Below are 12,569 nucleotides of genomic sequence, written 5' to 3' on the forward strand. Positions count from 1 at the left end.
TCGCCGCCCTGGTCCTCACGCAGGCCCCACCCCCACTCACCACCGTCTCCGAGCAGAGCGGCTGGAAGCGCACCGGCCGCTACGCGGAAGCAGAGAGCCTCTGCCGCGCCTTCCCCAAGGCGTTCCCCGGCAAGGCCCGCTGCGACACGCTGGGCACCACGCCGGAGGGCCGCTCCATGGTGGCGCTCGTCGTCAGCCAGGACGGCACGCTCACCGCGGACGCCGCGCGCAAGAAGGGGCGGCCCGTCGTCTTCTTCCAGGGCGGCATCCACGCGGGTGAAATCGACGGCAAGGACGCGGGCTACTGGCTCCTGCGTGACGCGCTCCAGAACCGGGCGTCCGCGCCGGACCTGCTCAAGGGCGTCACCGCCGTCTTCGTCCCCGTCTTCAACGTGGACGGCCATGAGCGCTTCAACCCCAACCACCGCCCCAACCAGGTGGGCCCGGAGGAGATGGGCTTCCGCGTCACCGCCCAGAACCTCAACCTCAACCGCGACTACGTGAAGGCGGACGCGCCGGAGACGGTGCTCCTCTTGAAGTACCTCAACGCATGGGACCCGCTCGTCTACGTGGACCTGCACGTCACCGACGGCGCGAAGTTCGAACCCGACGTGTCCGTGGGCCTGGAGCCCCAGAAGTCCGGCCCTCCCGGCTTGCGCGAGCTGGGCACGAAGCTGGTGGACGAGCTCTTCACCGGGCTCACCGCCCAGGGCCACCAGCCGCTGCGCTTCTACCCGTCCTTCCGCGTGGACGACGACCCCACGAGCGGCTTCGCCTACGGCGTCCCCCCGCCGCGCTTCAGCCATGCCTTCTGGTCCGTCCACCACCGCTTCGGCGTGCTCGTGGAGACGCACTCCTGGAAGAACTATGAGCAGCGCGTGAAGGCCACCCGCGACGTGCTGGAGGGCCTGCTGAAGCTCGTGGCCCGCGACGGCGCCGCGCTCCAGGCCGCCGTGAAGGCGGAGGACCAGAGGGCCGTGGCCGGTCAGGTGCGTGAGGTGGTGCTCGGCTGGAAGAACACGTCCAAGCGCGAGGCCCTTGCGTTCAAGGGCTACGCCTACGAGCGGCTGCCGTCGGACATCTCCGGCCAGCCGTACATCCGCTACGACGACACGCAGCCCCAGACGTGGAAGGTGCCGTACCTGCCGGACGTGGAGCCCGCCGTCACCGCGAAGCTGCCCGAGGGCGGCTACCTGGTGTCCGCCGCGCACGCCGCGTGGGTCGCGCCGAAGCTGGCCGCGCACGGCATCGCGTTCCAGCGCCTCACCCGCGCGGTGCCCGCGGCGAAGGTGGAGTCGTTCCACTCGAAGGACTTCCAGTTCCAGGTGCGCTCCAACGAAGGCCACCAGGGCCTCACCGCGAATGGCGAGTGGAAGCCGGACACGCAGGACCTGCCCGTGGGGACGCTCTACGTGCCAGTGGCGCAGAAGAACGTGCAGCTGGTGGCGCACCTCTTCGAGCCCGCGGGGCCGGACTCGCTGCTCACGTGGGGCTTCTTCAACGCCCACTTCGAGCAGAAGGAATACATCGAGGACTACGTGCTGGAGCCCTGGGCCCGGGAGCTGCTGGCGAAGGACGCGGGCGTGAAGGCCGCGTTCCAGGAGCGCCTGAAGGACGCGGGCTTCGCCAAGGACCCGCGCGCCCGCCTGCGCTTCTTCGCGGAGCGCCACCCGGCCTGGGACGAGCGCCTGGGCCTCTACCCCGTGTACCGCGCCGCCAGCGCGCCGCCGGGCCTGGCGCCGGTGAAGTAGCGGAGGCAAGAAGAAGCCCCCGGCCCGCTTCCCCTTCAGGGGTGTCGCGGAGCGGGGGCTTCGGATTCAGCGCCGCGCTCCCGGTCCATGAGGCACCGGGAGCGCGTCTTCATTCACGGCCTAGCCGATGGGCCTCTCGCAGACGCACGAGCTGACGTTGCACTCGAAGCCCGGCGCGCAGCCGCCGCAGTCCGGCTTGCAGACGCAGGCGCACAGCTCCGCGTTGGCGCCGAAGGCGTTGCCGCAGTTGAGCGCGCCCGTGTCGCAGACGCAGCCGCAGGCGTTGTTGTCGAACTTGTAGCCCGCCGCACAGGTCGCGGACTGCACGCAGCTGCACGAGCAGGAGTCCGTGTTGCACGTCTCGAAGGTGCCGCACGCGCCGCCGCAGTCCTGGGCGCAGGTGAAGTCACACACCGCGCGGTCCGTGTTGCACACCTGTCCCGGGGGCGCCGAGCCACCGCAGTCCGCCGGGCACTCGCACTTGTCCGTGGTGCGGTTGCAGGCGAGCTTGCCCTTGCAGAAGTCCGGGTCGTTCGCGTCGTAGTACGTCGTGTCGGACGAGCACGGGGGCGGGTTGCCGTCCGCCTTGGCCGTGCGGTCGATCCAGTAGCGGTACGACAGCGCCGCCTGCGTCTTGCCGGACTCCTTCGGACGGCAGGCGCCGTAGAAGGACACGGTGCGGTTGATGCCGTCCACGTCGAAGCCGTTGGTGCGGCTGCGCGGCAGGTCCCCGATGCTGGGACACAGGGCGGCGTTCGCCACCTCCGCCACCGCCACCTTCAGCGAGGCGCCAATCGGCGGCTTGAGCGTCTTGTAGCCCACGGACGCGATGACGCTGTCCACGATGGCGTTGATGGTGTTGGTGATGGAGGTGTTGTCCCGGATGCTGCCGGACACGCCGCCCGTGGCCTGGATGACGTCCAGGTGGCGCGGGTTCTTGTTGTCCTCACCCGCGTAGCACGGGTTGCCGTCCGGCGGGCAGATGATGCCGTGCACCTGGATGGGCTGGCCCATGGGGTTGCTCGTGGTGCCGGCCGTGGTGCCGGTGTTGAGGAAGTACGCGGAGTAGTTGGCCACCGTGTCCGTGGACTGGTCCTTCACGTCCGTGAGGATGACCACCACCACCTTGGCGCCCGGACGGATCTTCGTCTCCGGGCCGCCCGTGGACGCGGCCATGTCGTTGATGGCCTTGCGCGCGGCCTCCAGCGGGCGCTCGCTGCCGTCACCGCCCAGGGCCACCCAGCAGTTGGTGTTGGCCGTACAGGTGGTGTTGGGCAGCGGCGTGTACGTGGGGTTCTGGGTGGTGCCACCCTTCACCGCGCACACGCTGTTGTTGCACACCGCGTTCTGGGTCAGCCACGCCTTGAACTGGTCGATGTTGGTGGTGAAGGGGCGGATGACGTTGCGGTTGGCGCTGGTGCCCACCGTGTAGCTGGTGGTCACCATGGACACGCGCCAGTCCAGCGTCGCGTTGCCCAGCTTGTTGGCCACCGCCGTGCCCGCGTTCGCCAGCGACGTCTGGGACGACGCCATGGAGCCGGAGTCGTCCACCACGAAGAGGAAGTCCACCACGGCCGTGTTGCCGGTGAAGACCTCGCACTGCACCGCGTCCGCGTCTCCGAACTGCGCCAGCGCGGAGCCGCCCGCCGTGTCCGCCATGGTGAACAGGCCGCCCGCCTCGTTGTAGCGGGCCGCCGGCGTGATGGCGAGCACCACCACGACGCTCTGGTTGGAGCGGTGCACGTACTGCGCCTGGATCTTGAACGGGCCGTTGACGCCCGCCGAGCCGCCGAGCGTCTCCGTGCTGTTGGGCACCAGCTGGCGCGCCAGCGAGTTGGTGAACGCCTTCAGCTCCGTCGTGCCGGCGAGCGCGTAGCGGGAGACCGCCGCGGGGAAGCCGTCCCAGGTGGTGAAGGTCTGCGTGAACTCCACGTCCGCCGGCGCCAGGAGCGGCGTGCCGGTGCGGATGCCCGACTCGTCCGTCGAAGGCGTGGTGGAGCTGCCCACCTGGGTGCGCTTGTACGCGATGAACGTCACCTGCTTCGTGTCGTCATGGCCCATCACGCCCACGGTCTGGCCGTTGGCCTTCAGGTTGATGAGGTTGGCGTCCTTGAACGTGTTGGGCAGCGCGAGCCGCAGGTCCGCGCCGCTGTCCTCCTTGAAGGTCACCGTGCGCAGGTTCTGCACGCTGCACGCCTTGCCCGCGGGCGTGGTGGACGCGCCGTCCTTGGCGTCCAGCGGGTCGAGCTCGTTCGGGTCCACCTTGCCGTTCTGGTTGGAGTCCTCCGCGCCGTCCGGGATGCCGTCGCCGTCGGAGTCCGCCTTGTTGGGGTCCGTCTTCGTCGTGGGGTCCGCGTCGCCCACGTAGGTGCAGCCAGCGCTCGGGGGGGCCGCGGCCGTGGTCACGCCGCGCTCCACGCCGTCGAGCAGGCCGTCACCGTCGGAGTCCGGGTTGGTGGGGTCCGTCTCGCCGGGGTCCACCTGGCCGTTGGAGTTGGGGTCCTCACCGAGGAAGCCGTTGCGGCCGGCGCCGTCCTGGAGCCCGTCACAGTCGGTGTCGGTCACGCGCGGGTCGGTCTCACCGGAGTCCACGCGGCCGTTCTTGTTCGTGTCCTCCACGCCGTCCGCCACGCCGTCGCCGTCCGTGTCGGCGCTGTTCGGGTTGGTGCCGGTGGCGATCTCGACGGAGTCCGGGATGCCGTCGAAGTCCGCGTCGGGGACGGCCGCGTTGCAGTCCGCCTTGCGCGGATCCGTCTCGCCCGGGTCCACCTTGCCGTTCTTGTTCACGTCCTCGGCGCCGTCCGAGCAGGTGTCGCCGTCCGAGTCGGGCTTGAGCGGATCCGTGCCCGTCTGCTTCTCCAGGCCGTCCGGCAGGCCGTCGCCGTCCGTGTCGCGCAGGCGGGGGTCCGTCTCCCCGGGGCTCACCGAGCCGTTCTTGTTCGCGTCCTCCACGCCGTCCGGGATGCCGTCACCGTCGGAGTCCGCCGTGTTGGGGTCCGTCTCCGTGAGGTCGCGCTTGCCGTTGCGGTTGGCGTCCTCCAGGCCGTCCGGCAGCCCGTCGTCGTCCGTGTCCGCCTTCACCGGAGAGGTGCGCGTGGTGGGGTCCAGGTCCGGGTAGAAGGAGCACGCGGGGTCCACGCTGCTCGTGCGGCCCACCTCCACGCCGTCACGGATGCCGTCGCCGTCCGTGTCGCGCCGGCCGGGGTGCGTCTTCAGGCCACCGGCGTAGACCGTGGAGAACTCCTCCTGGTCCGTCAGGCCGTCGCAGTCCGAGTCCTTCGTGGCGTTGTCTTGATCATACGGGTTGACGAGGACCTCGCCGGGGTCGGGGTCCGGGTCGATGATGACGCCCGCGTCCTCGACATAGCCGGCGTCGAAGCCCGCGTCGGAGCCGGCGTCATTGTCACCGGGGCCTCCGTCGTTGGTGGGGGTGGGATCATCAGGACCGGGGTCCGGGTCACTGCCGCCGCAGCCCGCCATGAGCGTGGCGGCAAGCAACGTGCCGGAGAAGAGTCGGATCCAATTGCGCATAACGGGTCATCACTCCGGGAAGGGGGGGAACGGAGAATGCCCTCAGCATAGAGGGATGCGCGCCCGATGCCGATGTAGGTGCGCCCTGGGACGGAGACGGAATCACGATTCGTAAACTCGGCGTTCACCTCTGTCGCCTGTTTCCGGCTGCACTGTCTTTACGGAGGCCAGGAGGGCTCGGTTATCGTCCGCCCCGTGCCTGTGTTCGGTCTTGCGGCGGTATGGGGGGAAGCGGCTTCGCCTGAGCAGGCGGCAGCCGTCGTGGAGGGCCTGAGCGCGCTTCTGCCGTCCGCGCAGTCAATGCAGCTCGTGGTGGCGTTTCGCGACGAGGCCGGCGCGCTGGAGGTGAAGGTGGAGGTGCCCGGCTATCCGCGCGCGGCGGTGGAGCGGTTGGGCGAGGAGGTTCGCAAGAGCGGCGGCACGTTCGTGGAGCTGTGGCGGTTGCCCAAGGCGGAGCGGGACGCGCTGCGCTCGCGCACGCTGGCGGGCGGCACGCCCTTCGGCGGCAACGAGCGCACGCAGGCCGCGCAGGAGCTGCGGCAGCACCTGGAGGCCCTGGCCGCGCGAGGTCCCCTGCCCGCCCCGTCCGCGCCGAAGCCTCCGCCGCCATCCGGGGCACCGCCCGCGCCCCAGGCCGCTCCCAGCGAAAGCGGGGGCGCGCCGGAGACCGGGCCGTCCGAGGAGTCACCGCCGCCGGATCCGCCCGCGCCATCCCCCGCGCCCGCTGGTGATGAATCCCAGCGCCGCGCCCGGCGTTTCGCGGTGAAGCTGGAGATGGAGTTCCGCACGGAGCTGGACTTCGTGCGCGAGCACGCGCTGAACATCAGCAACGGAGGGCTCTTCGTGCGCACGGCGCACCGCCCGCCGCAGGACAGCGTCGTCACCGTGGACGTGAAGCTGCCCAACGGCCAGCGGCTGCAGGGCGAGGCGCTGGTGGTGCATGTGGTGGACGAGCAGTACACCGGAGGCGTGGGGCTGGCCTTCCTGAGCGACGACGCCACCTTTTCGGCGACGCTGGACGGGTACCTGGCGAGCCTGGCCGGAGAGAAGGCGTGACGTTGGAGGAAGGCAAGACACCCGAGTGGCCGCGCGACCTGGGCCGCTTCCAGCTGCTGTCGCGGCTGGGGCGCGGCGGCAACGCGGAGGTGTTCCGCGCGCGGATCCTCCACGGGCCGCATGCGGGGGAGGAGGTGGCCCTCAAGCGCGTACGGCCGGAGCGCCTGCGGGACGCGGAGGCGCGCGAGCAGCTCCTGCACGAGGCGGAGCTGGCGCGGTGCCTGGACCATCCGCACATCGTGGGCTTCCGGGAGTACGGCGAGCTGGCGGACGGGCCCTACCTGGCGCTGGAGCTGGTGGACGGCACGGACCTGGGGCGCGTGCTGGCGCAGTGCCGGCGCCGGCGCATCGAGCTGCCCATCGACATCTCCGTGATGATGGTGCGCCACGTGCTGGAGGCGCTGGCGTACGCGCACAAGGCCACCAACGCCAAGGGCCTGCCGCTGGCGGTGGTGCACTGCGATGTGTCTCCGCACAACGTGCTCCTGTCGCGCGGCGGAGAGGTGAAGCTGGCGGACTTCGGCGTGGCCCGCTCGCGCGCGGGCCTGGAGGTGGACCTGCGGCGGGTGGGCAAGCAGAACTACCGCTCGCCGGAGCTCCTGGCCGGTGAGGTCTCCGTGGCGGTGGACCTGTGGGCGGCGGCGGTGCTGCTGTACGAGCTGCTGTCCCTGGAGTCGCCCTATGAGGAAGGGACGTCCGAGGAGGTGGAGGCCTCCATCCGGGGCCTGCGGCTGACGCCCGTGCGCATGGTGGCGCCGGAGGTGTCGGATCCGCTGGCGCTGGTGTTGGACCGGGCGCTCGCGCCGCACCCGTCGCAGCGCTTCTCCTCCGCGGAGCAGTTCGCGCGGGCGCTGGCGGCGCTGAGCGACGACCGCGTGGCGACGCCGCTGGCCGTGGCCGCGGTGGTGCGAGGCCTGATGGGCGCGGAGCCGGTGACGGGCTGAGTCACGCCACCTGTTGATCCGAGGGGGCGACGATGCCCGCGTCGCCTTCGACGACGAGCTTGCTGCGTCCGCCGCCCTGCTTCACCACGCGCACCTGCACGCCGATGCGCTCGGCGAGCCCGCTCACGTGGGAGATGATGCCCACCTGGCGGCCGGTGGCCTGGAGCGCGTCGAGCGTGGCGAGCGCGACCTCCAGGGTCTCCGGATCCAACGTGCCGAAGCCCTCGTCGATGAAGAGGGTCTCCACCTGCGTCGTCTCCGACGACAGCGAGGCCAGGCCCAGCGCGAGCGCGAGCGACACGAGGAAGCTCTCTCCGCCGGAGAGGCTGGCCACGCTGCGGACCTCGTCGCCCATGTCGCCGTCCACCACCTGGAGGTCCAGGTCGTGGCCGGGCACGCGCTCCAGGCGGTAGCGGCGGGCCAGTTCGCGCAGGTGCGCGTTGGCGTGCAGCAGCAGCGCGTCCAGGGTGAGGCTCTGGGCGAAGACCTTGAACTTCTTGCCGTCGTGCGAGCCGATGAGGTCGCCCAGCGTCTTCCACACCTCCGCGTCGGCGCGGCGCTGCTCCAGGGCCCGGGCCTCCGCGCCATGGCGGGCGCGGGCGGCGTCGTCGGCTTCCAGCTTCGCGCGCAGCAGGGCCTCGGCGCGGCTGCGCACCTCCACGTCGGTGCGCAGACGTTCGCAGAGCTCCGCGACGTCCCCTTCCGCGAGCGAGGGAAGCCCGGAGGCCTCATGGCGGACGCGGCGCTCGCGGCGCTCCCCGAGGACGGCGCGGGCCTGGGCCACGGTCTCGCGCAGGGTGTTGAGCGCGCGGGCCTCCGCGTCGCACCAGGAGGCGCCGCGCGACAGCAGGGCCTTGAGCTCATCCAGGGTGGAGCCATGACCGGCGAGGCGCTCCGCGAGGACGTCCTGGGCACGGTCGAGCGCGAGGGCCGCCTCGGTGCGCAGGCGCACGGCGTCCTCCGCGCGGGCGGTGGCCACCTTCTCCGCCTGCTGGAGGGCTTCGGAGTGCTCGCGGGCGCGCTCGTAGTTGGACTGGGCGGCGTCGACGCGCGCCTGGACCTCCGCGCGCACCTCCTGCGTGGGGCGGCCCTGGAGCAGCCGGGCGCGGGCCCTGGACGCATCCTGGAAGGCCGCGTCCTTGAGGCTCGCGCGGTGGGCGGCGGTCTGTGCGTCCTCGAGCCGGGACTGGAGGCGGACCTCTTCACGGGCACGCAGGCCCTGTTGCTCCTCCAGGCGCTTGCGAGAGGCCTCCAGCTCCGCGAGCTTCTCGCGCCACTTCGTCACGCGCGCCAGACACTGGCCCTGGAAGCGCGCGGGGTCCTCCGCGAGCTTGTCCTTCCAGGGGGCGGTCTCGCTGGCGAACGGAGGGGACACTTCCGTGAGGGCGCGCTCGCGGGCATCGCGGGCGGTGTCCCGGCGAAGCAGCGCATCCCGGTGGGACTGGGCCGCGCGGGACCAGGCGTCCTCGGCCTTGCGGAGGGCATCCGCCGCGCCTTCGCGCCGGGTGCGCCGGGTCTCCAGCAGGGCCCGGGCCTCGCGAGCAGCGCTGGCGCGGGCTTCCGCGGAGGCCTCTTCGTCGCGAAGGGTCGCGAGCCGCGAGCGCACGTCTTCCTGCGCGGCGCGGATCCACGCCTGGGCGGTGGTGACCTCCGCGTCCTCGGGAGGTGATGCAGCGGCACCGGCATCCTGCGCGGCGTGCTCCATCTGCCCGCGAGCGGACGCCGGGCTTGAGCGTCCGGCCTCCACGTTCGCGGCGTCGGAGCCTGACTCCTGCGCGGTGTGCTTCTTCGCAACGCGGGACGATGCCTTCGCATCCACCGGTACTGCCGCGTCCTCTCCCGGCAGCACCGCGCGGGTCCACCGCGCGCGCGCCGCGCGCCAGGCATCACGGTGCGCCGTGCGCTTGCGGGCCGCCGTGTCGCGCCGGGCTTCGGCCTGGGTCGCGGCGGTGTCCGCGGTCGCCTGCCGCACGCTCGCCGCGCTCTCCTGCTTCGCCGCGGCATCGCGCGCCGACTCCAGCTCCAGCACCCGGGCCGCGGCCTCCGCCACCAGCCCCTCCAGCGCGGAAGCCTCCCGGGCATACGGATGTTCGAGCGCGCCGCACAGCGGACACGGCTCACCTTCATGCAGCGCGGCCCGGTGCGAGGCCAGCCCCTGCGTCGCCTCCGCTCGGGACTGCGCACGGCGCGCCTCGTGGAGCATCGCCTCCTGCGTTGCCCGCGCCGCCGCCGCGTCCTTCGCCTCCTCCGCCGCGCGCAGGGAAACCTCGCGGTGCGTCTTCACCTCCGCCGCCGCGTCACCTTCCGCCGCGCCCTCCGCCCGAGCGCCTTCACCCGCGAGCGTCAGGGCCCCCAGCACTTCCTGTCGCGCCAGCAGCGCTTCCCGCAGCGCCCGCCGTGCCGCGCCGCCATCCTCCCCAAGCGCGGCTTCCGCGTGCGTCGCCAGGGCCTGCGCCTGCGCTTCCGACTCGACCGCGCCCTGGTGCTCCTCGCGGCGCGCCTGGGCCTCGTTGCCCAGGCGGTCCGCGTCCGTCCCCAACCGGTCCGCGTCCGCGCCCGCCGCCTGCTCCTCCTTCAGCGCCCCCGCGAAGCGCTCCAGCTCGCGCTGCCAGCGGGGCCACTCCGTGGCCAGGGACTCCCAGCTCGCATGCGACGTGCGCCACGCTTCGGCCGCGTCCACCAGCACCTGGGCCTTCGCTTCCGCCGCCTGCACCAGCCCCAGCGCATCGCGAGCCGACGCTTCCGCGGCCTTCGCCTGCTTCGCCAGCTCCGCGGCCTCGCGGGCCTCGCGCTCCGCCTCCGCGCGGCGCGTGTCCAGGGTCGCGGCCTCCTCCAGCGCCGGACGCACCGACGCCTCCGCCTCCAGCGCCGCCGCCCGCGCCGCCTCCGCCTGCATCCGCACCTGCCGCTGCGCCGCCGCTGCCGCGAGCGCCGCTTCCGCCTGCGAGGCCCGCTCCAGCTGCTCGGCCTCCGCCCTCACGCAGCCCTGCTCCGCGGCCTCCACCGCGGACACCACCGCGCGGAAACCCTCCGCCGCGCGCACCGACTCCAGCAGCGCCTCACGGGGCGCCGCCGCCTCCCGCTCCGACTCCGCCCGGGCCACCGCGCCCTCAGCCTGCTGCTCCTGCCCCACGAACTCCGCGCGCTGCGCGTACCAGGACCGGGCCGCCTCCGCCTCGCGCGACCGCGTCTCCTCGCGGATCCGCGCCGCCTCCTCCTCGCCCAGCTGGACGCGCACGGACTCGCGATCCGCGTCCGACATCAGCGCGATGGCCGCGAGCCCCAGCGACAGCCGCTTCAGCTCCTCCTGCTCCTTCGCGTTCTTCTCGTGCGCGGCGATGGACACCCGGCTGTACACCTCCGTGCCCGTCATCCGCTCCAGCAGCTCCGCGCGCTCGTTCGCGTCCGCGCGCAGGAACGCCGCGAACTCCCCCTGCGCCAGCAGCGCCGAGCGCCGGAACTGATCGAACGACAGCCCCAGCCGCTCCTGAATCGCGTGGAGCACCTCGCCCTTGGTGCGGCCGAACAGCTGCCCCGAGGCCACGTCCGTCAGGCTCAGCTCCTGCGGCCGGAAGCGCCCTTCCGCGCGCTCGCGCGCACGCCACACGTTCCACCGGGCCCGGTAGCGCCGCCCGTCCTTGCCCAGGAAGTCCACCTCCGCGTGGCCCTTGCCCGCCCCGCGCCGCAGCATGCCGCGCACGTCGTACGCGGACAGGCGCGCCTCCTCGTCCTCGTCCGCCCGGCCCACCAGCACCTTGCTGGGCCCGCCCAGCCGGGGCGTGCGGTCGAACAGCGCCAGGCACAGCGCGTCCAGCAGCGTGCTCTTGCCCGCCCCCGTCGCGCCGGAGATGGCGAACAGCCCCAGCCGGTCCAGCGGCGCCCGGTCCAGCTCCAGCGCGAAGTCCCCCGCGAAGCTCGTGAGGTTGCTGCCGCGAATCGCGAGGATCTTCACGACGCGTCCTCCTGCACCTGCGTGAGCAGCGCGTGGAACGACTCCAGCAACCCCGGCGAGGGCGCCTCCTTGAAGTCCCGCGCATACCGGGCGAGGAACACGTCCTCCGGCGTGCGCTCCCGCAGCGACAACCCCGGCCGCACGTCCGCCAGCGCCCCGCCCGTGCCCGTGTAGAAGGGCGTCAGCTTCACCAGCCGCGCCGCGCGTCCCTCCAGCGCCTTCTCCACCTTGTGGCGCAGCGCCGGCTCCGGCCGGGGCAGCGACACGCAGACCTCCAGGTACGGCCGCATCGACTCCGGAGCCTCCGCCTCGTACGCGGGCAGCGCCGCCAGCAGCTCCAGCACCTCCGCCAGCGGCGCCGCGTCCCGCGCGGGCACCCGCATCATGTCCGTGGTGCGAGGCACCGGCAGCGCTCGCACCTGCGTCAGCGCCCCGTCCTCCACGTCCAGCACCAGCACCTGGTGCCGGTAGTGCGCCTCCGACAGCGACAGCGGCAGCGGAGAGCCGCTGTAGCGCACGCCCTCGCGGCCCCCCACGCGCTGCGCCTTGTGCAGGTGCCCCAGCGCCGCGTACGCGACGTCCTCCGGGAACAGCTCCACCGGCAGCGCGTGCTGGTTGCCGCCGAGAATCTTCCGCTCGCTCAGCTCCGACAGCTCCGAGCCCGTCATGTAGCAATGGCCCATGGCCACCAGCGCCTGCCCGGACCGGCGCCGCCTGCGCGCCGCGTCCAGCACCTCCGCGTACACGGCGCGCACGCCCTCCACCAGCCGGTCCCCTTCACTGTCCGGGACGGACGGCAGGTCCGAGGGCCGCAGGTACGGCACCGCCGCCACCCACGCGCCCACCTTCCCGCGCGCGTCGTGCACCGGCACCACCAGCCGCTCCATCTCCAGCCCGCCCCGGTGGCGCGGCAGGCCGCCCACCACGCGCACGCCCAGGGCATGGAACAGCGGATCCGGCGCGTCCAGGCGCGCGGCGGAGTCGTGGTTGCCGCCCACCACCACCACGTCCAGCTTCGGCAGCGTGCGCCGGGCCCGCGCGATGAAGTGGTACCAGGCCGCCTGCGCCTCCGCGCTGGGGTTGGCCGTGTCGAAGATGTCCCCGGCCACCAGGAGCGCATCCACCTCCTGGGACTCCAGCGTGTCCAACAGCCACGTCAGGAACGCGGCGTGCTCCACTTCGCGTGAGACGTCATACAGCGTGTGGCCCAGGTGCCAGTCCGACGTGTGCAGCAGGCGCATCCGGCGTTCACCCTCCCTCGTGGCCCGGTGGCGGGTGCGGGCCGGGCAGCCTCCCCCGGTCCCATCCCCGACTCCAAGCGGCGAGCCCCCGCTC

At 72.6% G+C, this 12,569-nt stretch carries 6 protein-coding genes; 3 read left to right on the plus strand and 3 right to left on the minus strand.

Annotation, left to right across the window (positions count from 1 at the left end):
• The first annotated feature begins 8 nt into the window (after window positions 1-8).
• A complete protein-coding gene (locus D7W82_RS34350; RefSeq protein ID WP_120622352.1) occupies window positions 9-1,751 on the plus strand; it encodes a M14 family zinc carboxypeptidase in 1,743 nt (580 codons plus the stop codon).
• Window positions 1,752-1,871: 120 nt separating this feature from the next.
• Here the strand turns inward: D7W82_RS34350 and cglD are convergent, their stop codons facing one another.
• The gene (cglD, locus tag D7W82_RS34355; RefSeq protein WP_120622348.1) at window positions 1,872-5,282 is read right to left on the minus strand and encodes an adventurous gliding motility lipoprotein CglD; all 3,411 of its coding nucleotides are present in this window, start codon (window positions 5,280-5,282) and stop codon (window positions 1,872-1,874) included.
• Between the two features lie 261 nt (window positions 5,283-5,543).
• Between cglD and D7W82_RS34360 the strand changes: the two genes are divergently transcribed.
• Together D7W82_RS34360 and D7W82_RS34365 are read left to right on the plus strand one after the other, a co-directional pair.
• Window positions 5,544-6,338, plus strand: a complete 795-nt coding sequence (locus D7W82_RS34360; protein WP_233588109.1) for a TIGR02266 family protein — start codon at window positions 5,544-5,546, stop codon at window positions 6,336-6,338.
• Entirely contained in the window at window positions 6,335-7,282 is a 948-nt protein-coding gene (locus D7W82_RS34365; RefSeq protein ID WP_171425057.1) for a serine/threonine-protein kinase, read from the plus strand. Before D7W82_RS34360 ends, D7W82_RS34365 begins: the two co-directional genes overlap by 4 nt.
• Before the next feature lies 1 nt (window position 7,283).
• On the opposite strand, the gene D7W82_RS34370 is transcribed toward D7W82_RS34365, so the two are convergent.
• Together D7W82_RS34370 and D7W82_RS34375 are read right to left on the minus strand one after the other, a co-directional pair.
• Window positions 7,284-11,234, minus strand: coding sequence for an AAA family ATPase (locus tag D7W82_RS34370; protein ID WP_120622350.1), 3,951 nt, complete (start codon window positions 11,232-11,234; stop codon window positions 7,284-7,286).
• Complete coding sequence (locus tag D7W82_RS34375; RefSeq protein WP_120622351.1) at window positions 11,231-12,475, minus strand: exonuclease SbcCD subunit D; 1,245 nt, start codon at window positions 12,473-12,475, stop codon at window positions 11,231-11,233. Before D7W82_RS34375 ends, D7W82_RS34370 begins: the two co-directional genes overlap by 4 nt.
• Between the last annotated feature and the right edge of the window lie 94 nt (window positions 12,476-12,569).

Source organism: Corallococcus sp. CA049B (assembly GCF_003611685.1).
GTDB lineage: Bacteria > Myxococcota > Myxococcia > Myxococcales > Myxococcaceae > Corallococcus > Corallococcus coralloides.